This window comes from Bradyrhizobium iriomotense (genome assembly GCF_018130765.1).
Classification (GTDB): Bacteria; Pseudomonadota; Alphaproteobacteria; order Rhizobiales; family Xanthobacteraceae; genus Bradyrhizobium; species Bradyrhizobium iriomotense_A.
Window position 1 is genome coordinate 61,162 of the sequence record NZ_JAFCJZ010000021.1, and the last position, 22,882, is coordinate 84,043.

Annotated in this window: 21 protein-coding genes; 9 read left to right on the forward strand and 12 right to left on the reverse strand. The window is 63.3% G+C overall.

The genetic code is table 11. The features are described from left to right. Nucleotides 1-171 precede the first annotated feature (171 nt). From JQ635_RS29605 to ftsZ, 3 genes are all read left to right on the forward strand, one after another. Nucleotides 172-3,972, forward strand: coding sequence for an SIR2 family protein (locus tag JQ635_RS29605; protein ID WP_211413342.1), 3,801 nt, complete (start codon nucleotides 172-174; stop codon nucleotides 3,970-3,972). Nucleotides 3,973-4,129: 157 nt separating this feature from the next. After that, entirely contained in the window at nucleotides 4,130-4,747 is a 618-nt protein-coding gene (locus tag JQ635_RS29610) for a hypothetical protein (RefSeq protein WP_211413343.1), read from the forward strand. A 55-nt stretch (nucleotides 4,748-4,802) separates the two neighbouring features. Next, nucleotides 4,803-6,062, forward strand: coding sequence for a cell division protein FtsZ (gene ftsZ, locus JQ635_RS29615; RefSeq protein ID WP_211413344.1), 1,260 nt, complete (start codon nucleotides 4,803-4,805; stop codon nucleotides 6,060-6,062). A 277-nt stretch (nucleotides 6,063-6,339) separates the two neighbouring features. Here the strand turns inward: ftsZ and JQ635_RS29620 are convergent, their stop codons facing one another. From JQ635_RS29620 to JQ635_RS29635, 4 genes are all read right to left on the reverse strand, one after another. Beyond that, entirely contained in the window at nucleotides 6,340-7,095 is a 756-nt protein-coding gene (locus JQ635_RS29620) for a hypothetical protein (protein ID WP_246583849.1), read from the reverse strand. A gap of 18 nt (nucleotides 7,096-7,113) precedes the next feature. Continuing rightward, nucleotides 7,114-7,392: a DUF1488 domain-containing protein gene (locus tag JQ635_RS29625; protein WP_211413345.1), complete on the reverse strand. Its 279-nt coding sequence runs from the start codon at nucleotides 7,390-7,392 to the stop codon at nucleotides 7,114-7,116. 154 nt (nucleotides 7,393-7,546) lie between these two features. Further along, nucleotides 7,547-7,843 (reverse strand): hypothetical protein, encoded by a 297-nt coding sequence (locus JQ635_RS29630; RefSeq protein WP_211413346.1) that lies wholly within the window; start codon nucleotides 7,841-7,843, stop codon nucleotides 7,547-7,549. Then, a complete protein-coding gene (locus tag JQ635_RS29635) occupies nucleotides 7,836-8,105 on the reverse strand; it encodes a hypothetical protein (protein ID WP_211413347.1) in 270 nt (89 codons plus the stop codon). The genes JQ635_RS29630 and JQ635_RS29635 overlap by 8 nt, the downstream gene beginning before the upstream one ends. A gap of 247 nt (nucleotides 8,106-8,352) precedes the next feature. Here JQ635_RS29635 and JQ635_RS39255 point away from each other — a divergent pair, with 247 nt between their 5' ends. From JQ635_RS39255 to JQ635_RS29645, 3 genes are all read left to right on the forward strand, one after another. Next, the gene (locus JQ635_RS39255; RefSeq protein WP_283826909.1) at nucleotides 8,353-8,487 is read left to right on the forward strand and encodes a hypothetical protein; all 135 of its coding nucleotides are present in this window, start codon (nucleotides 8,353-8,355) and stop codon (nucleotides 8,485-8,487) included. Nucleotides 8,488-8,790: 303 nt separating this feature from the next. Then, on the forward strand, nucleotides 8,791-10,137 hold the full coding sequence (locus tag JQ635_RS29640; protein ID WP_211413348.1) for a T6SS phospholipase effector Tle1-like catalytic domain-containing protein: 1,347 nt from the start codon (nucleotides 8,791-8,793) through the stop codon (nucleotides 10,135-10,137). Between the two features lie 368 nt (nucleotides 10,138-10,505). Then, a complete protein-coding gene (locus tag JQ635_RS29645) occupies nucleotides 10,506-10,751 on the forward strand; it encodes a PilZ domain-containing protein (protein WP_026312067.1) in 246 nt (81 codons plus the stop codon). Between the two features lie 249 nt (nucleotides 10,752-11,000). Here the strand turns inward: JQ635_RS29645 and JQ635_RS29650 are convergent, their stop codons facing one another. The 6 genes from JQ635_RS29650 to cobS all read right to left on the reverse strand — a co-directional run bounded on the left by JQ635_RS29650 (nucleotide 11,001) and on the right by cobS (nucleotide 17,980). Next, nucleotides 11,001-11,408: a hypothetical protein gene (locus JQ635_RS29650; protein WP_211413349.1), complete on the reverse strand. Its 408-nt coding sequence runs from the start codon at nucleotides 11,406-11,408 to the stop codon at nucleotides 11,001-11,003. A 307-nt stretch (nucleotides 11,409-11,715) separates the two neighbouring features. Further along, nucleotides 11,716-12,828, reverse strand: a complete 1,113-nt coding sequence (locus JQ635_RS29655) for an NADH:flavin oxidoreductase/NADH oxidase (protein ID WP_211413350.1) — start codon at nucleotides 12,826-12,828, stop codon at nucleotides 11,716-11,718. A 279-nt stretch (nucleotides 12,829-13,107) separates the two neighbouring features. After that, entirely contained in the window at nucleotides 13,108-13,803 is a 696-nt protein-coding gene (locus JQ635_RS29660; RefSeq protein ID WP_211413351.1) for a hypothetical protein, read from the reverse strand. A 67-nt stretch (nucleotides 13,804-13,870) separates the two neighbouring features. Then, complete coding sequence (locus JQ635_RS29665) at nucleotides 13,871-14,941, reverse strand: esterase-like activity of phytase family protein (protein ID WP_211413352.1); 1,071 nt, start codon at nucleotides 14,939-14,941, stop codon at nucleotides 13,871-13,873. Continuing rightward, nucleotides 14,938-16,839: a cobaltochelatase subunit CobT gene (cobT, locus tag JQ635_RS29670; protein ID WP_211413353.1), complete on the reverse strand. Its 1,902-nt coding sequence runs from the start codon at nucleotides 16,837-16,839 to the stop codon at nucleotides 14,938-14,940. The genes JQ635_RS29665 and cobT overlap by 4 nt, the downstream gene beginning before the upstream one ends. Before the next feature lie 142 nt (nucleotides 16,840-16,981). After that, nucleotides 16,982-17,980 (reverse strand): cobaltochelatase subunit CobS, encoded by a 999-nt coding sequence (gene cobS, locus JQ635_RS29675; protein ID WP_018643488.1) that lies wholly within the window; start codon nucleotides 17,978-17,980, stop codon nucleotides 16,982-16,984. Nucleotides 17,981-18,274: 294 nt separating this feature from the next. Here cobS and JQ635_RS29680 point away from each other — a divergent pair, with 294 nt between their 5' ends. Beyond that, nucleotides 18,275-18,934, forward strand: coding sequence for a DedA family protein (locus tag JQ635_RS29680; protein ID WP_211413354.1), 660 nt, complete (start codon nucleotides 18,275-18,277; stop codon nucleotides 18,932-18,934). Nucleotides 18,935-19,089: 155 nt separating this feature from the next. Here the strand turns inward: JQ635_RS29680 and JQ635_RS29685 are convergent, their stop codons facing one another. Beyond that, complete coding sequence (locus tag JQ635_RS29685) at nucleotides 19,090-20,310, reverse strand: citrate/2-methylcitrate synthase (RefSeq protein ID WP_211413355.1); 1,221 nt, start codon at nucleotides 20,308-20,310, stop codon at nucleotides 19,090-19,092. 83 nt (nucleotides 20,311-20,393) lie between these two features. Between JQ635_RS29685 and JQ635_RS29690 the strand changes: the two genes are divergently transcribed. Continuing rightward, nucleotides 20,394-21,488, forward strand: coding sequence for a citrate synthase/methylcitrate synthase (locus JQ635_RS29690; protein ID WP_211413356.1), 1,095 nt, complete (start codon nucleotides 20,394-20,396; stop codon nucleotides 21,486-21,488). A gap of 199 nt (nucleotides 21,489-21,687) precedes the next feature. Here JQ635_RS29690 and JQ635_RS29695 read toward each other — a convergent pair whose 3' ends face one another. Continuing rightward, a complete protein-coding gene (locus tag JQ635_RS29695) occupies nucleotides 21,688-22,320 on the reverse strand; it encodes a J domain-containing protein (protein ID WP_211413357.1) in 633 nt (210 codons plus the stop codon). Nucleotides 22,321-22,470: 150 nt separating this feature from the next. Between JQ635_RS29695 and JQ635_RS29700 the strand changes: the two genes are divergently transcribed. Further along, nucleotides 22,471-22,749, forward strand: coding sequence for a BolA family protein (locus tag JQ635_RS29700; protein ID WP_211413358.1), 279 nt, complete (start codon nucleotides 22,471-22,473; stop codon nucleotides 22,747-22,749). The last annotated feature ends 133 nt before the right edge of the window (nucleotides 22,750-22,882 follow it).

The following is a 22,882-nucleotide window of genomic DNA, read 5'->3' on the forward strand; positions in this document are numbered from 1 at the left end:
TAGCGTCGCGTGGCGTAAGCTTAGCCAGTTGAGTTTTGCGTGACGGCCGGATCGGAAGATCCGGCCGTTTTTGTTTGTGGATGAGCAGATCAAAAGTCTGCACGTTGAAGCACACCTAAGAATCATTGAGTATCCTCGGATACAATTGAAACGCGCATTGCTGTACGACACATGCGGTTCTTTGCCGACGGTCCAAGTATCCCGGAAACACTGATTGAAGATCGAGATAACGGAAACGTCGTCTTCTTCTGTGGTGCGGGAATTTCGCGTCCGGCTGGCTTGCCCGGCTTCATCGAACTAGCCGAACAGGTTCTGGAGGAACTTGGCCCGCCTCCCGAAGCTAAAGTGCGGGAAATGGTTGCTCGCGCGAGAGAGGAGCCGGATGGAGCAATATCTCTCGATCAAGTCTTCAGCCTCCTTCAGCGCGACTATGGAACAGACAACGTTCAGGAGATCGTTGGTAAGCTCCTCAGCCCAGCTCCATCAGCGAGCTTAGATTACCATTCAACGATCCTGCGACTATCCAGAAATCCCGCACGTAATCTTCAAATAGTAACGACAAATTTCGACTTGCTGTTTGAACGCGCAGAGAGTGACATCCGACGCCACGTCGCGCCGGCTCTGCCCGACCTGTCCAGCGGTCAACCCTTGACAGGGCTCGTATATCTTCACGGACGACTAGGCTCTCAACCCGACTCCGCTGAGCAGCTTCAATTGATATTGAGCAGCTCTGACTTCGGCCGTGCGTATTTGGCCGATGGGTGGGCAACTCGCTTTGTTCGCGATCTCCTGAACAACTATGTAATCGTATTGCTTGGCTATTCCGCGAACGACCCTCCAGTCCGCTATTTGTTGGAAGGACTCCATGCGAAGGGCACCAACAACCCCGCGAGAATCTTTGCCTTCGACCAAGGCACCGAGAGTGAGGTGCTAAACAGATGGCGGGATCGCGGCGTTACGGCTCTAGCCTATCCAAAATCCCCAGCGCATTCCGCATTGTGGGACACACTACGCGCGTGGGCAGACAGATCTGACGATCCGGAAAAATGGCGCCGTTCAGTCTTGGATCTGGCGTCAAAGAGCCCGCGGCAATTACGCGCGCATGAGAGAGGCCAAGTTGTTTCGCTTGTCAGAACTACTGAAGGCGCTCGACTTTTCGCGGAATCAGCGGCCACTCCTCCTGCAGAGTGGATTTGCGTATTTGACCGCAACGTTCGCTACGCAAAACCGCAACAGGGATACGGCGAAGAGGAAACCGTAGATCCTCTCCAACTTTATGGGACCGACGACGACCCACCTCGCCCAAGAAGCGACAGAGAAAATGATGGCCGACAAGTCGTCGATGTTCTTTCCTCTTCTTTTCTTGAGGAGCAAGGTCGGCAAAATGCAAGACTCGCCGGCATTCACGAGTTCGAAACAACCCGCCTTCCCCCACGTCTGTTCTTTATTGCTCGATGGTTTGCAAGAGTTATGGATCAACCCGCATCCGTTTGGTGGGCGGGCGGCTACTTTTCGCTTCACCCGGGGCTAATCTCTCAGATCGAATGGTATCTGAATCAAACCGACGCGAATAGGAGCTCCGAAGCTAATCGCCTATGGAGCTTGCTTCTGTACAAGTTCTCCAACTCACCCAAGAGCGAACACGCTCAGTATCAAAGCACCGCAAAGATCAAGACGAGAGGTTGGTCAACGCTACTTCAATTTGAGTTCGAAGAATCCATTAGACCTTTCCTTGCAAGCAAGAGGCCCTTTAGGTCGAGTTCAATTCCGCCAGCGGACAGTTGGAGCGAGTTAAGCGACGGCGCAGTTGTAGCCCTTGACGTCAAGTTTCCGGCACAGGGAGTCGACGATCTCGAAGTTGCGCCAGAACAGCTCTATCGCCATTTCCGAGCGGTGCGGAGCGGATTGGAATGCGGCGCTGCGCTCCTCGGAGCTTTGGGTGCACGCTATTGGCGAACAGCAAGCTTCGAGACTGATTCAAGACCGGGCGAACGATATCTTGGTGGTTCCGATCGATACCTTCAATGGGCGCGGCGCCTCTTCGATAAACTGACGATCACTGATCCCATTCGCGCGCACGCTGATGTTCTTCTGTGGCCGCAAACTGAAGAATATTTCTTCGATAAATTGAAACTCCACGCCTGGACTAAATCCCTATTTATCGGCAAGGAAGTCGCGGACGGCGTACTCGGGCTCCAAGAGCTAAGTTTCTGGAATGGATACAATCGCAGAGAGCTACTCCATTTACTTAGGAGCCGCTGGAACGATCTCCCTCAAGCTTCCCGCGAAGAGATCGAGAGGCGCATAATAGCCGGATCGCGCCCGCGCTCCGACGAAGACCCTCTCGCTGAAAGAAAGCACCGTGCCGGGACCGCGGCCGGAATGCTCGGCTGGTTGAGCCGCAACGGGTGCAATCTCTCAGAAGCCACGTTGAGCCATCTTCCGGAGCTACGAGCCCAGGATCCAGATTGGAATGATAAGTGGGAGGTAACTGCCGATTATAGTTTAGATGGAAGGACAGGATGGGTTTCGGTCAAAGATGATCCGAAAAGTATCATCGACCTTCCGATTTCTCAGGTTATTGCTGCCGCCGAGCAAAATTCTACGCGTCCTTCTATGGAGTTTGCTGAATACCGTCCATTTGAGGGGCTCGTTAAACAGAAGCCTCAACGCGCACTCGCCGCGTTAGCTTTTGAAGCGAGGCTCGGCAAGTTTCCGATACGTCACTGGCAAACCGCGTTGTCCGAATGGCCGACCTCGTTGCCATCCAGACTTCAGTGGTTGTTCGCGGAGCGTCTTTCGCGACTGCCCAACGAGGTGATTGGTAAGCTAGCTCACTACGCCCCACGGTGGCTGAAAAAAGCCCTCCCTCAGCTTGCGAGCCTGGATGCCCGCAGAGCGCTACGTATTTGGGATTCGGTGTTGACTGGCTTGACGGCTGGAGAACCCGAAACCCTCCAAAGTGGACTTGGAGAAACTTTTGTTGAAGGAGAGCCACAGGGTTATTCGCGGCGAACATATGATCACGCGATCAATGGCCCGATTGGTCAGATGACCGAAATTCTGTATGAGATATTGGACGATCGGAAGATTGGAGCTAGCGCAGGTATTCCTACCGACATCCGGTCCCGGATCAAGGTTGCCCTCAATGTTGCGGGCGAAGGTAGAGATCATGCCACTTGTGAAACGACGATCCGCCTAGCATGGCTTCACTATCTCGATCCAAATTGGGTAAGGGATCAGATAATACCCTTCTTCTCACTCACCCATGATCTAGCACAGCCCGCCTGGAACGGCTTTCTTCATAATCAGAATCTCGGGGTACCGGAGCTTTTTGCTTTGCTAAAAGCCGATTTTTTAGAGCTCTTCGAAATCTTTCAAGACTGGAGATGGGACAATCAACCTATCGAACGTCTACACGAATTTCTTGTTATTGCCTGCTATTGGAACACCAATTCAAATCAATACGTGGAATTCGCAGAAGCGCGCCTCGCCCTTCAACGCTCTAGTGACGACGGCAGGTCCGAAGCCATCTCGCTTCTCAATTCAATAATCGCTGATCAGAAAGCTTGGCACTCATTTGGCAAGCTGTTCATCTTAAAGGCATGGCCGCGCGAAACCGTCTATCAGACACCGCAAACATCCCGTCAGTTCGCAACAATTGCGGAGAATTCCGGAGATGATTTTCCCGACGTTGTTCGGACTATATCGCCGTTACTAGTACCAACTAGTCAGCTTGATTTGTTTGTCTATCGAGCACGAGAACGAGAAGACGAGAGTAATGGTTCGGCAAGTCTGCCTCGAAGGTTTCCAAGCGATATGGTCGCCCTACTTAGCCGGCTGATTCCGGAGGACCCTGCTCTCGCTCCTTATGATCTTGCGGGGCTTGTGACGACTCTCGCTGAGGCTAGCCCCGCTTTGCGGCAAGATGCGAAGTGGAGGCGCTTGAATCGCATCGCACACACTCGCTAGTCACCCGAAATGCAAACCGGCCGGCACGGCGACGCCACCCGTAAACAGCACCGCGCGCGCGTTAACCCTCCGTTAACCAACGCACCCTAGCCTGCGGTAATCGTCCAGCCATCATTAGCTCGAAATGTCTTCCCGGTTCGCTCCAGGAGAAGCGCCGATGTGCGTTGAGTTGTTGACGTATGCCGATCTCAGTGCCCGCCTCAATATCTCGCGCGAGGCCGCGCGGTCGCTGGCGAGACGTCGCCGCCTGCCGCGCTCGCGCTCGGAGGACGGCAAAGCCCTGGTGAGCGTTGATCTCTCCGCGCTCCGCTACACGCCCCGCCCACGAAAGGGCCGCCGGGCAGATCCCGTCGATGCCTCCATGGCAAAGATCGAGGCGTTGGAGCCATTTCCGTTCCGACGGAGTCGGAACGGGGCTCCAGATTCTTATTCTGACGCGTTTTCTTCACGCGAACCGGTATCCACTTCGCTCGAAAACGCTCTGGAGATCGGGGCCTTCAAGGCGGAGATCGCGCGGCTCGAAGACGTCGCAACCGCCTACAGGGCCGTGTTCGAGCGCGAGCGCGAGCGTGCCGATCGCCTCGCCGTCGAGCTGACGCAGGCGGCCGCCGAGACGACGGCAGCCAATGCGTGGGCGGCGCGACTGGAAGACGAAGTGACGGCGCTGCGGAACGATCGCCGCGCTGGCGGGGCGATCGCAGGATACGCCGCGCGTCGATTGGGACATCTGGCCGCTTCCATCGTGCAAGCAGACCGCGCGGCTAGAGCGCGATGAGATCACTCGAGACTTTCTTTAATCCCCGGCTTGCCGGAGCAATCGCGAGGGAAGAATGACTGGCAGCACCGATATCCATGAAATGAAGGCCCGCATCGTCGTCTTTGGCGTCGGCGGCGCCGGCGGCAATGCCGTCAACAACATGATCACGGCCGGACTGCAAGGGGTCGAGTTCGTGGTCGCCAACACCGACGCGCAGGCGCTTGCGATGTCGAAGGCGACGCGCCTCATCCAGCTCGGCACAACGGTCACCGCAGGCCTCGGCGCCGGCTCGCAGCCCGAACTGGGACGCGCCGCAGCCGAAGAGGCCATCGATACGATCCGCGATCACCTGACCGGCGCGCACATGGTGTTCGTGACGGCCGGCATGGGCGGCGGCACCGGCACCGGGGCTGCACCCATCGTCGCCAGAACCGCGCGCGAGCTCGGCATTCTCACCATCGGCGTGGTCACCAAGCCGTTCTACTTCGAGGGCCAGCGCCGCATGCGCTTTGCCGAAGCCGGCATCGAGGAGCTGCTGAAGACGGTCGACACCCTCTTGATCATCCCGAACCAGAACCTGTTCCGGGTGGCCAGCGAGAAGACCACGTTCGCCGATGCCTTCGCCCTTGCCGACCAGGTGCTTTATTCGGGCGTGGCCTGCATCAGCGACCTCATCGTCAAGGAAGGCCTGATCAATCTCGATTTTGCCGACGTCCTCTCCGTCATGAAGGAGAAGGGCAAGGCCATGATGGGACGGGGCGAGGCTTCCGGCGAGAAGCGCGTGCTCGCCGCCGCCGTGGCTGCGATCTCCAATCCGCTGATCGAGAATCCCTCGATCAAGCGTGCCAGTGGCCTCATCATCTCCATCACCGGCGGCAAGGATCTGATGCTGTACGAGGTCGACGAAGCCGCGACCCGCATTCGCGACGAGGCCGACCCGGACGCCAACATCATCGTCGGTGCGTCGTTTGACGAAAGCCTCGAAGGCATCGTCCGCGTTTCGGTGGTGGCGACCGGAATCGATAATCTCGATCCGGCGCAGCAGGCGCACCCGGTGGAAACCGCCCTCACGCAGCTCGCCGGCAGGCTGCGCAACGACGGCCGTCGCATCGCCGATCGCATCGAGCGGAGTGCCCCCCTTCCGCAAGCGGGAAGCCCGCCGCTCCGCCCGCAGCCGCACCACCCCGTGGGGCCACCGGCAAGGCCGGGTCTGGACTATGCGCCGCAGGCGGCGCTTCAGCCGCTCGATCCTTACGGCCGCGCCCCTGCGCGCAATGCGCCCGACGAGGCCCTTCTCGATATCCCGGCCTTCCTGCGCCGCGCCGCCAACTGAGCGGTGGCGAGCGGGGGAGTTACCTGTCTCCAATACGAAATTGGACCGATGCTGCGTGAGCTTCTTGGCGTGCGCTGTGCGCCGATTGTCGAGGCGGCAACTTACCTATAGGCGACTAAACTCCGTCGTCGTCCCGGACAAGCGCGCCTCAAGCGCGCGCAGATCCGGGACCCATACCCACAGGGAGTAGTTTTGCGAAGACTCGGAGTGGGAGTCTCGCGCCACAACTTCTCCCTGTGGTTATGGGTCCCGGCCTTCGCCGGGACGACAATTGTGGTCAAGCCGCCGTGCTGCGCGGGCTCTCGGCGGTGTCCTTCTTGTCCGTCTCCCTGTCGCGGGACAGCCACGCCGGAAAACGAAGCAGGCGCTCGTTGGTGTCCTTTGGCAGCTCGATGGGCGGCGCTTCAATGGCCGAACTCGGCAGGTCCAGCGCTGCGTGTCCGATTCGTACCGCATCCGCGCGCTGATCCAGTTCGCGGAGCAGGGGATCGAGCACGCTGTCGATCTCGGTCGCCACCGACACCAGGAAACTATTGAGCTCGCGCGCCTCGGGCACAACCGCCGCAGCCTGCTCGATCGCCCTCGAGAGACCATCGACGACCGGCGCAAACGCGCCGGCGGCTTGCTTGATTCGCGTCTTGATCGCTTCGACCTCGCTCAAGACGCGCTCACGCTCCCGCCTCTTCTTTTCCTCCGAAAGACGGGCTTCAATTTCGGCGATCTGGGCCGCCAGGGTCGTGGCTTCGGATGCGAGCGCATCTCGTCTTCCGCGCGCGCGATCGAGATCGCGGCTGAGATTGTCCACTAAGTCGTCCTTTCCGAACATGGCTTTGCTCCGTAGGACAGGCGCTTTGCCCTGTAGGACGGCCTTGGCGCGAACCGCCAGCCTCGCCACCGACCGGATGGCCGGATCGGCCGAAACAGGCATCAGCCTCAGTCGCGTCACATGGGCCGACATGGTGATCCCCCCATCGTCAACATTAGGCAACCGCATGGTTAACAGACGGTTAATGTTAACAGACGATGCGGCCATGGGGCTGGGTGCTCTCCCCTACCCTCGAAAATCAATGCTCCGCAGCACGATGCCGGGTGGGGTGCCTTCGAACTCGCAGGCGCGGTATTTGCTGGCGGCGCAGGCTTCGATGCGGTCGCGCAGGCGGGTGAACTGGGCTTCGCGATGTTCGGGCCTCGCCTTCGGGCCGCGTTCGAGGTCGTCCATCGCGGAAGTGGAGATCGCGCAGGGGATCTCCTTGGCGCCGTCCTGCATCAGGAACTGGACGATGCCGCGGTCCTGTTCATAGCCGATGTAGCGGCCGCTGGTGAGGGTCACGGGGGGACTCCTTCATTGTGCGTCGCGTCGAAGCACGCTGTGGCACAATCATCTGCAACAACTCGCTTTGGTGGTTATGGGTCCCGGCCTTCGCCGGGACGACACTTGTTTCCGCGCGCGAGCCTTCGCTGCCGCAGACGGCCCCGGCCGCCCCTCAACCCTCCCCGCCAAGCCTCGCGAAATCGTCGAACAGGGCGGCCACCAGCGCGCGGTGGCGGGTGTCTTCGCTGGGCAGGCTGGCGGCGTAGAGGTTGAGCAGATGGCGGGCCTTCACCGCGGCCTCGGGCCACGACATCGCGGGCACCATCATCATGCGGTTTTCGAGATCGGCCTCGCGGTCGCGCAGCTGCCTGACATTGCTCTCGACCTCGGCCAGCACGCGGCGCAGATCGGTCGCCTTCTGCGCGGCCATGCCGCGATGCTTGTCGAGCTCGACGGGCTTGTCAGTCATTGGCGACGCTCGCGTCGGCCGCTTGCGCATCCGCAAGGTCGACCGAGCCGATCGCATGCATCTCCATCATGCCACCGCGCCCGCCCTCGGCGGGCACCGTGATCATGGTGGCGACACGGCGCCATACCTCGAACGACAGGCCCTCGATCGTCTCCTCGTCGGTGACGACCTCATAGGCGCCCGCCGGCAATTCGCGCGCGATGCCGCGGATGTGGAACGGATGCCTGAACGTGACGGTTTCGTGCCGCGAACGGATGGTCATGCGCGCCTGCCTTTCGAAAAGAGGAGCCCACGCCGCAGTGCAAAGCATGCGCCCCTTTGGCGGCAATAGCCAACGCTTTCTGCCGCGGCATCCGCGCACGCTTCGGCTTTATGGCTCGCTATCGGCGTGGTGCAGGCGTACGCTGTCGCACCACCGCGCGTTCAACGACATCGACCGGTGACTGAAGGTCATTTGCGCGCCCGCCGCGCAACTGGACGAATTCGAACCCCAAGAGGAGACGGACGTCATGGCCAAGGGACAGCAACGCAGCAATCGCGAAGCCAAGAAACCGAAGAAGGACAAGGCCAAGGTGATCGCCGCGGCACCAAGCCGCAAGGAGGCGACCTGGCAGCCGGATTTTGGGCCGGCGAAGAAGAAGTAGGCGGCGGCGAGCGCCGCCTTCCCTTCTCCCCTTGTGGGAGAAGGTGCCTTGCCGAGGCAAGGCGGATGAGGGGTCTCTCTCCGGGAATTCGTAGAGAGAGATGAATGCGCGGAGAGAGACCCCTCACCCGTCTCGCCGCTTCGCCATAGCCGATGCAAAGCATCGGCGTTCTTAAGAACGGCGGCCGAAGGCCGCCTATGCCACCCTCTCCCACAAGGGGAGAGGGTAAGAACACCATCGTCTCTTCTCCGTCGCGCTTTTCGGCTATACTCGCCCGGGTAGCATCACCCGGAGGCACATCCCGTGGAGCACGCGCGCGACACCGACCGCAAGCCAGAGCCGAAAAACCTCGTCATCTGCTGTGACGGGACCGGCAACGAGATCTCGGAGAACATCTCCAACGTCCTGAAGCTCTATCGCTGCCTGCGCAAGACGGACAAGACGAAGCCGCGGCAGATGGTGTTCTACGATCCCGGGGTCGGCACGGTGACGGAGCCGACGACGTGGCACCGGATCAAGGCCGACGTCAACCTGGTGCTGGGGCTCGCCACCGGCTACGGGCTCGATGACAACGTGCTCAGCGCCTATTGCTTCCTGGTCGAGCATTATGCGCCTGATGACAAGATCTATCTGTTCGGTTTTTCGCGCGGCGCTTACACGGTGCGGGTGCTGGCGGGGCTGATCCACAAGATCGGGCTGATCTCGCCGGAGCAGGTGAACCTCGCAGGAAGTGGCATGGTCGCCTACAAGCAATATTCCGGCACCGGGCGCGGCAACGATGTCGAGGACCTCAAGGACGTCGCCGTGGACGACCAGGGGCCGCTGCCGAAGGACGAATTCGACCTCGCCGCGCAGTTCGCGCGCATCACCTCGACGCGCTGGCCGACTATCCACTTCATCGGCGTGTGGGACACGGTGGCGAGCGTGATCGTGCCGCGGCGCGACAATTTCTTCTTCGTGTTCAGCCTGGAGGAGCTCGCCTTCACGCGGCGCAATCCGAGCGTCAACATCTTCCGGCAGGCGATCGCCATCGACGAGCGGCGCCGCATGTTCCGCCTCAACAAGTACTGGGAGCCGCAGGAATATTGGAGCAACCGCTACGTCCCGGACGAGAAGAAGGTGCCGCAGGACATTCTGCAGGTGTGGTTCGCCGGCGTGCATTGCGACGTCGGCGGCGGCTATGCGGAGGCGGAAAGCGGGGAATCGAAATATCCGCTGATCTGGATGATCGAGGAGGCCGAGAAGGCCGGGCTGAACTTCAACCCGCGCACCGTGAACCAGCTCGCCTGGGGCGTCCAGCGCAAGAACTCGCCCTTTAGATATGTGCCGCCCGCCTACGAGGGGAAGTCGGGCGAATTGCACAATTCGATGAATGCGGCCTGGCGCGTGCTGGAGTATTTGCCGAAGCGCGCGAAGTACCGGGAATGGCCGGAGCGGAAGGTCACTTTCGGCTTCTACATCCCCGATTGCGAGCCGCGCCTCATCCCCGACGGCGCGCATGTGCATGAGAGCGTGCTGAAGCGGATGGCGGTGGAGCCGGACTACCGGCCGGTGAACCTGCCGAAGGATTATGTGACCGTGCCGATGCCGGCGCCGCCGGGGGAGGATGTGGCGGCGGGGGCTGGGGTGGAGGAGGGGGTGACGGGGTGAGGTGCACTTCCCTTCTCCCCTTGTGGGAGAAGGTGGCGCGAAGCGCCGGATGAGGGGTTGCGTCCACAAACTCGGGAGGTGCGTATGCCGCGCGAGACCCCTCACCCGTCTCGCCGCTTGCGCGGCGATCCACCCTCTCCCACAGGGGGAGAGGGGAAGGCACCGCACCCCGCTACCGCCGCTTTCTCCGGTCGCCGCCACTTTTCATTAAAATTCTCCCGCCGACCTTAGCCGGATCGCATCAACTCCCTTGCATCATCCTGCACAGAGCCCGCCGCAAGCCTTTTTTGGTTCGGCATGATCATTTCGGAAAACCGCTTCACACTTTTCCGGATCATGCCGACAGCGGAGTTGGAGGAGATGTGCCAATGCATCCGCGTAAATATGCCCGCGTGAAACCCGCAGGCCTGGTGTCCCGCCAGGCCAAGATCATCACCGACCCGCGCGCACCGGTGATTCCCTGCACGCTGATCGACTATTCGCCGGGCGGCGCCTGCGTCGATCTCGGCGGCCAGGTGCAGATACCCGACCGCTTCGAGCTGTTGCACGTGAACACCAAGAAGCGCTGCCGGATTGCGTGGAAGCGCGGTACGCGGGTTGGCGTGGTGTTTTGACAAGTGCTGTAGCTGGTAAGAAAAAGTCTCGCCAAGCACTCCGCTCCGCTCCCTCCCCCCTTGCGGGGGAGGGTTGGGGAGAGGGGTGACCCAGCAAAGGGTGTTGGTCGCATGCGAGGTGGCGGCCACAGAGCGTCGCGCAACTCGCAAGAGCTCGTCGTGTGGCTACCCCTCTCCCTAGCCCTCCCCCGCAAGGGGGGAGGGAACGCAGCGTGCTTGTGGAACGATCTCTTCCAACAATTGGCGAAGCTACTTCCGCATCCGCGCCTTTGTGCCGGCGACAATCTGCATGGCGACGCCGGCGGTCCAGCCGAACAGCGCGAGCCAGGTCCAGACCATGTGCGGGTCGAGGCGGAGCACGATGACGGCGACGGAGGCGAGCGCGGTGAGCGTGGCGCAGAGCGTGCCGGCCGAGCTCAGAAATTCGGCGGCATCGATGCTGCTGTGGGCATCGTCAAACGGCAGCTGCGGCGTGTCGATGCCGAGATAGAAGCCGACCGCGCCGAGCAGCATCATCATCAGCAGGAACCCCTGCGTGGTCAGCGGCGCAATCGCCGATCCGACATAGGCGCCGACGAACAGCCCGCACGCGGCCCCCGCCATCGCGAGCCCCACGCGCTCGAACACGTGGGCAGCTTTACGAACACCAAACCGCATTACCGGCCTCCGCGAGGCATTGACTATCGGAGAGGTTAGGCCAGTTTCGGGGTGCGTGGAAGGTGAGGAGGTTTACGGATGCGTGAGGGGTAACTCTTTCTCGCCGTTCTTACGGAGGAGCGAGCGAGCGCAACACACTCAGCCGTCGTCCCGGCGAAAGCCGGGACCCATAACCACAGGAAGCAGTTTGGCGAAGGCTCTTAGTTAAGGTGTCAACGCGCACCGCGCATCATCGATAGATCACGCGGTATGGGTCCCGGCCTACGCCGGGACGACAGCGGTGGTTGTCGCGCCGTCATCGCGCCCCTCACCTCGCCCCGAACGTGGTCTTGCCGAACAGCGCCTTTTGCGTCGAGGGCTGCGAGCGCCAATATTGCGGCGGGGCCTCGACTTCGCCGCCGAGCTCGGCGGCGGCGTGCCAGGCCCAGCGCGGATCATAGAGCATGCCGCGGGCGAGCGCGACCATGTCGGCCTTGCCGGAGGCGACGATCTCCTCGGCGTGCTTTGCCTCGGAGATCAGGCCGACGGCGATGGTGGTTACTCCCGTCTCGCGCTTGATGGCTTCGGCAAACGGCACCTGATAGCCGGGGCCGAGCGGAATCTTCTGCAGCGGCGAGACGCCGCCGGAGGAGGCATCGATCCAGTCGATGCCGCGCGCCTTCAGCGCATTGACGAATTCGATGGTCTGCGTGAGATCCCAGCCGCCCTCGACCCAGTCGGTCGACGACACCCGCATGCCGATCGGCTTGTCGTGCGGGAACACGGCGCGCACGGCGTCGTAGATTTCGAGCGGGAAGCGCATGCGGTTTTGCAAGCTGCCGCCATACTCGTCGGTGCGCCGGTTCGAGATCGGCGACAGGAACTGATGCATGAGATAGCCGTGCGCGCCGTGCAGCTCGATGGCATCGATGCCGAGCCGGTCGGCGCGCCTGGCGCAGTCGACGAAGGCGTCGCGGATGCGCTTCAAGCCCGCGCTATCCAGCGCGAGCGGGGCGGCCTCGCCCTCCTTGTGCGGCAGCGCCGACGGCGCGACCGTCTGCCAGCCGCCTGCGCTCGCCGGAATGAGCTGGCCGCCGTCCCAGGGCCGCGCGCTGGAGGCCTTGCGCCCGGCATGGGCGAGCTGCATGCCGATCGCGGTGGAGGAATGCTTGCGCACCGAGGCGAGGATCTGCTTCAGCGCGGCCTCGCAGGCATCGCTGTAGAGCCCGAGACAGCCCGGCGTGATGCGGCCGATCGCCTCGACATGGGTCGCCTCGATGCAGAACATCGACGCGCCCGACAGGCTGAGATTGTTGATGTGGGTGAAGTGCCAGTCGGTGGCGACGCCGTCGTCGGCCGAATACTGGCACATCGGCGACACCACGACGCGGTTCTTCAACGTCAGGCCGCGCAGCTTGATCGGGGAAAACAGGGCGCTCATGCGGGAAGTTCCGGGGATAGGGGATGAAAGCGATTGCATGAAGTTTAGTCGCGGAAACGCGAATTGCCAGTTGCGCAGGCGGCATAGCGGCTCGCGGCGCCATGCATTGCGCGCGTCATATGATCACGGGTGGTTGTCCACCCCCTCCGCCGTCGTCCCGGCGAACGCCGGGACCCATACCGCGTGATCCACCGATTGCGACTGGTATTGATCCCGAACAACCAATCTTCGCCAAACTTCTCCCTGGGGTTATGGGTCCCGGCGTTCGCCGGGACGACATCACCGCTCGAAAACCCCAAGCCGCAGCTTGCCGACGCGGTTGCGCTTCCCTCGCCCGATCGTGACGGTGGTGTGGGCGGCGAACTCGATCGTGTAGCGGCCGTCTTCCATCTTGGTCAGGCTGCAGAGTTCGCCGAACTTCTCGGCCAGCGTCTTGTCGTCCTCGACGAACAGACGGTAGTCGTTGAGATCGTAGCGGCGCGGCCCCCGCCACTTCACGGATGGAAAATAGGTGCGCATGTCGCCGTCAGTCTTGACGACGACGGTGCGGCCCGTCGCCTTGCGAAACAGGTCCGGCGTCTCGATCAGCCGCGCGCGATGGCCTTCGATCGCATAGACGTTCAGCGTCATGATGTGACGCTCGGTGCGGAAGGAGACCGCGACATAGCGCGAGTCGGGCGACCACTCCGCGTAATAGGCATCGGGGTCGGTGTCGAGATTGTTCTCGTGGCTGATGTTGTCGAGCACGGCCAGCCTGCGATGCTTCGGCTCCGACATCAGATAGGCGTGAAACTTGTCATGCGCGCCGTCGCCCTCGCCATGGACGGCGATGGCGAGCCGCTTGTTCGGCGCCCACCCACCCGTGATGATGCCGTACTCGCCCTTCGCATAGGTGTGCTCGGCCGTGGCGCGCGCCTGCGGCGTCGCGGCAAGCAGGACGAAGAGCGCGGCAACGATGGCGCGGCGGAGTTGCATGACGGTTTGTCGCGGCATGATGCGCGGACGTTCACTCGTCGTCCTGGCGAAGGGAGATACCCTGCCCCTACTCCACCAGCGTGAACTGCAGCAGCAGCGTGCGCTGGAGCATGGAGAAATTGTCGTCGGAGACGAGGGTCAGCACGGTCTCGCCCTCCGCCGTGACGTGGACGTCGATGCCTTCCATGTTGTCGATCTCCTGGCCGAGATCGGCCTTGAACAGCGCGGGACCATCGACGACCGCGCCCGGCGCGATGGATTTCAGGGGGATCGAGCGGATGCGGATGTCGACGCCGGTGAACCAGGAGAATTTGCGTTCGAGGATCAGGAGCTCGCCGGAGGGCAACAGCACCGCGTCGCTGATGTCGAATTTCTCGGTGCGGCGGACGCTGAACTGGCCGGGCGTCGGGCCGCCGATCAGGAACGCGACCAGGTTGCCGTCGGCGTCCAGCCCGCGCTCGGAGAACGCGATCAGGGTGCCGGCGAGCGGCTGGCCCTTCGGCACCAGGATCAGCGCTTCCAGCCCCTTGTTGTGCGGCAGCTTGCGCAACGCTGGCGGCACCGGGATCGGCTCGCCGCGGGCGCGGATGCCGCCCTTGGCAAAATCGTAGCGCAGGATCTGGTTGACGCGCTCGAGCCCGACATAGACGAGGTTGCCGTCGCGCGTCAGCGATTCCGAATCCCACCACATGCGCTTTTCAGTGATCGGCCGCCCCTCCGCGCCCAGCAGCGGCGCGGCCTCGACGTCGTCGAGCCCGGCCATGTTGCGGCCGGAATAGCGGATGCGGCCGGTGAACCAGCCGCCCTGGTCGGAGATCGCGAGGAAGCGCTCGCCCTTGGCATCGAGCCGGATGCCGGACAGGCCGCCGAAGCCGCGAAAGGGCGAGGTCAGCACCAGGCCGCTGCGATAGTCCAGCGAGCCGAAGCGCGTGCGCGAGCGGTCGCGCGGCTCGAAATTCGGAATCGGGCGCGCATTGACCTCGAGGCTGACGGGATCAGTGACGGCGTGCTCGACCTGGAGCGGGCGCGGCGGCGGCTCGGTCGTGGCTTGCGCCTGCGCAAGGCGCGAGAGTGCAAGAGTGGAAAATCCCGCCGCCGCGTGGCCAAGAAAGCTGCGGCGGGATGATTGCGTGCTCACGAATGCAGTTTGCGTCGCGGGCGACCGGCCGGCTGGGTTGGTGCGGTGTTGGTCTCGCTGAACAGCTCGGCGAGCTTTTCGGTGATGGCGCCGCCGAGTTCTTCCGCATCCACGATCGTCACCGCGCGGCGGTAGTAGCGCGTGACGTCATGGCCGATGCCGATCGCGATCAGCTCGACCGGCGAGCGGGTCTCGATCTCCTCGATGATGTGGCGCAGGTGCCGCTCGAGATAGTTGCCGGGATTGACCGACAGCGTGGAATCGTCGACCGGCGCACCGTCCGAGATCATCATCAGGATCTTGCGCTGCTCGGGCCGGCCGAGCAGGCGCTTGTGCGCCCAGTCCAGCGCCTCGCCGTCGATGTTCTCCTTCAGGAGACCCTCGCGCATCATCAGGCCGAGATTCTTTCGCGCACGGCGCCACGGCGCATCCGCCGACTTGTAGATGATGTGGCGGAGATCGTTGAGACGGCCGGGATTGGCCGGCTTGCCGGCGGCAAGCCACGCCTCGCGCGATTGCCCACCCTTCCAGGCGCGCGTGGTGAAGCCCAAAATCTCGACCTTGACGCCGCAACGCTCCAGCGTGCGGGCGAGGATGTCGGCACAGGTCGCGGCGACCGTGATCGGGCGTCCGCGCATCGAGCCGGAATTGTCGAGCAGCAGCGTCACCACGGTGTCACGGAATGTCGCCTCCTTCTCGTGCATGAAGGACAGCGGGTGATAGGGATCGGTCACCACGCGCGACAGGCGCGCGGGGTCGAGGATGCCCTCTTCGAGATCGAACTCCCAGGCGCGGTTCTGCTGCGCCATCAGGCGGCGCTGCAGCCGGTTGGCGAGGCGGGCGACGATGCCCTGCAGATGCGCAAGCTGCTTGTCGAGATAGGCGCGCAGCCGCTCCAGCTCGTCATGGTCGCAGAGATCCTCGGCCGCGATGACCTCGTCGAACTTGGGCGCGAAGGCGTGATATTCCGGCCCGCGCGGCTCGTTCCTGCCATGCGCGTTCGGACGCGTCGCCTCGCCCGGCGTCTCGTCGTCGCCGAGCTCGCCGTCGTCGAAGGTGTCGGAGGTCGAGGCCTGCGCGCTTTCCATCGCGCTCTCGCTCATCTCCTCCGAGGTCGCCTGCGCCTGGTCGGCGCTCATCTCCTGGGCGGCATCGGAATCGGGCGAGCCTTCGGCGCCGGACTGGTCGTTGTCGCCGTCCTGGTTCTCGTCGTTGTCCTCATTGTCCTCACTGTCGGCGCTGCGCTCGTCGCCGAGCTCGAGCGCCGACAACAGATCATGCACGGCATCGCCGAACCTGGCCTGGTCCTCGACCACGCCGTCGAGCCGGTCGAGCCGCCTGCCGATCTTGTCTTCGAGAATGGGCCGCCAGAGATCGACCATCTTCTTCGCCGCCGTCGGCGGCGCCATGCCGGTGAGGCGCTCGCGCACCAGCATCGCCAGCGCGTCCGCCAGCGGCGCATCGGCGCGGTCGGTGATTTCGTCGAACTTGCCGCGGTGGAAATGGTCGTCGAGCATCGCGGTGAGGTTCTTGGCAACGCCCGCCATGCGGCGCGCACCGATCGCCTCGACCCTCGCCTGCTCCACCGCCTCGAACACGCCGCGCGCCTGCGGATTGCCGGGCATCAGCTTGCGATGAACCTTGGGATCGTGACAGGCGATCTTGAGCGCGATGGAATCGGCGTGGCCGCGCACGATGGCGGCGTCGCGCTTGGTCATCTTGCGCGCCGGCTCCGGCAGCCGCGCCTTGCCCGGCGCAAGGCCCGGGCGCTCGGCGGCGAAGGAGACGTCGAGCTCGGGCGATTTCGCGATCGCCTTCAGGCAGGAGGCGACCGAGCGCTTGAACGGCTCGGTCGGCGCTTCCTTGCTGTTACGGAATTTGGAGTTGGAGGTGGTCATCTCGCCCTATCCGTCGCCCCGGCGAAAGCCGGGGCCCATAACCACCGGCCGTCGTAGAGTCAGAAAAACTATCAGCGTCGCATCACCGAAACATCACGCGGTATGGGTCCCGGCTTTCGCCGGGACGACACACCGGGAGAGATCAGCTGAGCGCCACGTTGACCGCCGATTCCGGCAGCTCCGCGTTGAAGCAGCGCTGGTAGAACTCGGCGACCAGGGGACGCTCGAGCTCGTCGCACTTGTTGAGGAAGGTGACGCGGAAGGCGAAGCCGATATCGCCGAAGATATCGGAGTTTTCCGCCCAGGTGATCACCGTGCGCGGGCTCATCACCGTCGACAGATCGCCATTAGCGAAGGCGTTGCGGGTGAGATCAGCGAGACGGACCATCTTGTTGACGATGTCGCGGCCTTCCTGGGTGCGATAGTGCTTGGCCTTGGCCAGCACGATCTCAACTTCCTCGTCGTGGCTGAGGTAGTTCAGCGTGGTGACGATCGACCAGCGGTCCATCTGGCCCTGGTTGATCTGCTGGGTGCCGTGATAGAGGCCGGAGGTGTCGCCGAGGCCAACGGTGTTCGCCGTGGCGAACAGGCGGAACGCCGGATGCGGCTTGATCACCTTGTTCTGGTCGAGCAGCGTCAGGCGTCCGGAGACTTCCAGCACGCGCTGGATCACGAACATCACGTCCGGGCGGCCGGCGTCGTATTCGTCGAACACCAGCGCGACGTTGTTCTGCAGCGCCCAGGGCAAAATGCCGTCACGGAATTCGGTGACCTGCTTGCCGTCGCGGACCACGATCGAGTCCTTGCCGACGAGGTCGATACGGCTGATGTGGCTGTCGAGGTTGACGCGCACGCAGGGCCAGTTCAGCCGGGCGGCGACCTGCTCGATATGGGTGGATTTACCGGTGCCGTGATAGCCGGTCACCATCACGCGGCGGTTGCGTGCAAAGCCGGCGAGAATGGCGAGCGTGGTGGCGCGATCGAAGCGATAGTCGGAATCGACTTCGGGCACATGAGGATCGACTTCGGAATAGGCCGGCACTTCGAGATCGCTGTCGATCCCGAACACCTGGCGCACCGACACCTTCATGTCGGGCAGACCGGAAACTTCCTCAACTTTTGACATGGCGGCGGTCGTCATCAATCCTCCGAGGCCCCGGGCGATCCCGAGACCAGTTATTGCACGTTGGCTGCGGCTGGGTGCACTTTCGAACCTATCAGAGACAACGTGCCGGCAGAAGCCCGCCCCTCAATCAAAGTTCCGTTGTCTTTTCATTTAGATAGGTGAGGAACGCAGTTTTTGGAGGGCTGCCTTGCGAATCACGCTCGAATTTCGGGCGGGGTAACGGGCTGCCCACGCAAATGGCACTTTCGCCGCCTCTCCCTACTTATGTAGGGTCCGAACCGAAAAACCCCAGCCCGCCACAGAGACGACGTGACGTCCTTTCTCGATCCCCTCATCGCTTTCGTCTCGGCCCATGCGTGGCTGGCCTATTTGACCCTGTTCCTGGCGGCCCTTCTGGAGGCCGTGCCGGTGGTGGGATCGGTGATCCCCGGCTCGACCATCATCCTGGCGCTGAGCGCCCTGGTTCCGGGCGGCGAGCTGAAGTTGCCATGGGTGCTGCTGGCGGCCGCCCTCGGCGCGATGCTCGGCGATGGCTCGGCCTACTGGGTCGGGCACCGGCAGCAGCGCGAGATCCTCAACACCTGGCCGATGACCAACTATCCGCGCGTGGTCGAGGAGAGCGAGAGCTTCTTCCACCGCTTCGGCACCTGGGCCGTGTTCTTCGCCCGCTTCGTGCCGCCGATCCGCGCCTTCGTGCCCGTGACCGCCGGCGCGCTGGGGATGACGCCCGCAAGATTCTATACGGTGAATATCCCGGCGATCCTGGTCTGGGCCCCCGCCCACGTGCTGCCGGGCGTGCTGGCGGTGTCGGCGCTGCATGAATATGCCGGGCTGCACCATCATGAGCATGTCGGCAAGCATATCTGGATTTTGACGGTGGTCGGGGTTGCGATCGTGGGCGGGGTGGCAGTCTGGATCTATCGCCGGCGGAATGGTGGTGGTGTCGCGACGGCGAAGCCGCGGGGCTAGGTCCACCCTCGAGTCGTCCTGGCGAAAGCCAGGACCCATTACCTCAGGCAGTGGTTTGGCGAAGACTCGTCAATCGGTACTCCCACCGTCCCCTACCGATAGACCTCGCGGTATGGGTCCTGGCTTTCGCCAGGACGACGACGGAGAGAGCAGCGCTAACTAGCCGCCCCCAACCTCCGCCCCGGCGCCGGCCCTACATACCTTGCCCTTGGCCTGATCAGCTTGCCGAACTGCAATTGCTCGCTGGCATGGGCGATCCAGCCGACGCTGCGGGCCATGGCGAACAGCGCCAGCTCGCTGCCTGCCGGCAGGCGCAGCGCATGCACAAGCACGGCGAGCGCGTAGTCGATGTTGACGAGCTCACCGGTCGCCTCGACGATCCGCTCGGGCACTTCCTTGGTGAATTTGCGCGGCGCGCCGGCGCGCGACAGGGCATTCAGCAGCGATTGCGCGCGAGGATCGCCGCGCTTGTAGACACCATGGCCGAAGCCAGCAAAGCGCTCGCCGAGCGCGACGCGCTCGCGCACCACGGGCGCGACATCGCGGTCGACCAGCGTCTTGACGAGCTGAGAAGCCAGAACGCCGGCACCGCCGTGCTTCGGCCCCTTCAGCGCGGCGAGACCGGCGATGACGGAGTCGTAGAGGTTGAGACCGGTCGAGGCCGCGCAGCGCGCGGTGAAGGTCGAAGCATTCAGCTCGTGATCTGCGAGCAATACAAGCGCGCGGCGGATCAGATCGGGCGCGTGCTTGTTGTCCGGCGCCCAGGCGCGCGCGACCTGCTGATGCAGTGGCTCGGCCGAGGCTTCCGCATTGAGCATGGTCGCGACCAGCAGGCGGACGATGCGCGCGCCGACCATGGCGCGGCCATCGGGCGCGCGGGTGAAAGCGCGGGGATCGGCGCTGGTAGCAAGCGCGAGCACGGCGATGGCGCGATCGATCGGCGCGGCGCGGCGCGCGGCCTCTGCGATCGTGCGCATCTCCACGGAAATCTCCGGCTGGTTGCCGGGCGCGAAGGGATCGACACCGGCGACGTCCCAGAGCAACGTCGCGGTGTGCTCCAGCGTGTCGTTCTCGGCGAGATCGACGCAATTGACCCCGCGATAGATCGCGCCGTCCTCGGTGATGGTCGAGATCTCTGTATCCATCACCGGCAGGTCGGCATCAAAACTGCGCAGGCCGCGCGGCTCCGGCGACGGGACGCGGCGCTCCTTCAGGGCGCGGACGTCCTCGGCGCGGTAGCGGTTCTTGCGCGAGTCCGGCGTCGGCTCGGAGCGGATCAGGCCGCGGCTGACATAGGCGTAAAGGGTGGCCGGCGAGATCGCGAGCTCGGCGGCGGCCTCCCGGGCGGAGAGGTAGAGGCCTTCCGAATTTTTCATATTGATTTATGTAATCAAGATTGATCAATCTGTCGAGAGGCCCGACCTTTCCCCTGCGTGCAATGCAAAAGGGAGATTGGGCCATGAACATCCACCTCACCAAAAGCCAGATCGGGCTGGACGGCGTTCCCGCGGCGGAAACCGTGCTGAGCCATGTCGACGGCGAGCGCGGCGAGCTGATCATCGCTGGCGAGCATGTCGGCCGCCTCGCCGCCAAATCGAGCTTTGAGGGCGTCACCGCCCGGCTCTGGAATGGCGCCAGCAAGACGACCTTAAGCGAAGCCAATGTGCGCGCGAGCCTGGGCGCCGCGCGCGAGCGCGCCTTTGCGCGGCTGGACGAGTTGCTGCCGGCAACGCGCGGAATGGGCATTGTCGACGGGTTCCGTGCGGCGGTGGCGGGGCTTCGCGCCGAGCACGGGCTCGAACATGAAGCGACCATCGTCGGCGCGTTTCCGGTGATCGCGGGCGCGCTGGTCCGGCGCGCCAAGGGGCTCGAGCCGGTCGCGCCCGATCCGAACGTGAGCCATGCCGCCGACACGCTGCGCATGCTGCACGGGCGCTCGCCTGCAACACGCGAGGTCACGGCGCTGGATGCCTATCTCGTCACCGCCAGCGACCACGGCATGAACGCCTCGACCTTCACCGCGCGCGTGGTGGCTTCGACGCAGGCCGATTTGTTCGCGGCCGTGACCGCGGGCTATTGCGCACTCACGGGTCCGCTGCATGGCGGCGCGCCGGAGCCGGTGCTGGAAATGCTCGACGCGATCGGCTCGCGCGAGCGCATCCAGCCCTGGGTGGATGCGGCGCTGGCGCGCGGCGAGCGGATGATGGGATTTGGCCACCGCGTCTATCGCGTGCGCGACCCGCGCGCCGATGTGCTCAAGACCGCGGTCGAGGCACTGGCCTCCAACGGCACCGATCTGCCGTTCGCTGGCGAGGTCGAAGCTTACATCCGCGCAGCGCTGCGCAAGAAGAACCCGGACCGGCCGCTGGAGACCAATGTCGAGTTCTTCACCGCGATCCTGCTCGATGCGCTGGCGATTCCACGGCAGGCGTTCACGCCGATCTTCGCCGTGGCACGTTCAGCGGGATGGACCGCGCATGCGCGCGAGCAGCAGCGCACGGGGCGGTTGATCCGGCCGAGCTCGTCCTATGTGGGGGCGATGCCGGCGGCGTGAGGGATCGCGGATATCAGGCGAACGCTGCGTGTTTACCCTCTCCCCTTGTGGGAGAGGGTGGCTCGCCGCGAAGCGGCGAGACGGGTGAGGGGTTCTCTCCGAGCACACCCATCGACATTAGCGCTTGCTGAGGCAACCCCTCATCCGGCGCTTCGCGCCACCTTCTCCCACAAGGGGAGAAGGAAGAAAGTGCGAGGCACTACGCCTCCCGCACCACCGTCTTCAGATAATTATACGCCTTGATGATCTCGATCAGGCGGTCTTCGGTTGAGCGGTCGCCGCCATTTGCGTCAGGATGGTGCTGCTTGACCAGCGCCTTGTACTTGCTCTTGACGTCGGCGAGCGTGGCGTCCGGGCCGAGGCCCATGACCTGGAGCGCCTTGCGCTCGGCGTTCATCACCTTGCGCGTCTCGGCCTTGGGCTGGGCGTCCGGGCCCTTGCGCCAGTTGGCGCGGCCGTTGATCTCGCTGAACATGCTGAACGGATCGGACGCCATATCGATCTCGGCTTCCGCACCCTTCTTGCCGCCATTGGCGCCCATCTTCCAGGTCGGGCGGTGGCCGGTCAGCGCGTCCTTCTGGTAGCGCGCGACGGCTTCGGCATTCATGCCGGAGAAGAAATTGTAGTTCTGGTTGTACTCGCGCACATGGTCGAGGCAGAAGTGCCAGTACTCGCGCTGGTTCTCGCGCCCCTTCGGCGCACGATGCGCGCCCTTGTTCGCGCAGCCCGCCCACTCGCAGTTGACCACGGTGTCGCGCGGCTTCACTTCCGGCTGCTTGCCTCGCGGCTTCACGCGGATGGAGTCGAAGAACTTTGATGAATCGATCGGCATGGCTGACTTTGACTACGCAATGCAAAAACCTTCAAGTCTTGACATTGCAATTAGCGTAAGACCCGTAGCCGAAGTTTCACTTCGGCGTCTTTGAAGGACGGCCGCCCGTAGGCGGCCTACGGCATTGACGGGGTACGATCGCGTCCCTTAATGGCACTCATGGCTATGAAAGACACTATCAGCAACAAGTTGCAGGAAGCTTTCACCCCGGAAAGCCTGCGAGTCGTCGACGAGTCACATCTGCATGAGGGTCACGCCGGTCATCGGCCGAGCGGCGAGACGCATTTTCGGGTTTATATCGTGTCTGATGCCTTCAAAGGGAAGACCCGGGTCGAGCGCCACCGCATGATAAATTCGGCGCTGGCTGCGGAACTTTCCGGCAGCGTGCACGCGCTCGCGATCCACGCGCAGGCGCCGGGGGAAGGCTAGCGGTCGTCATGCCCGCCCAGTGCGCAATTGCGCACGGGGGCGGGGCATCCAGTAAACACTGCTGTCGAGATTCAATCGATGGGCTGCGGCGTACTGGATCGCCCGCCTGCGCGGGCGATGACACCTGTGGTGA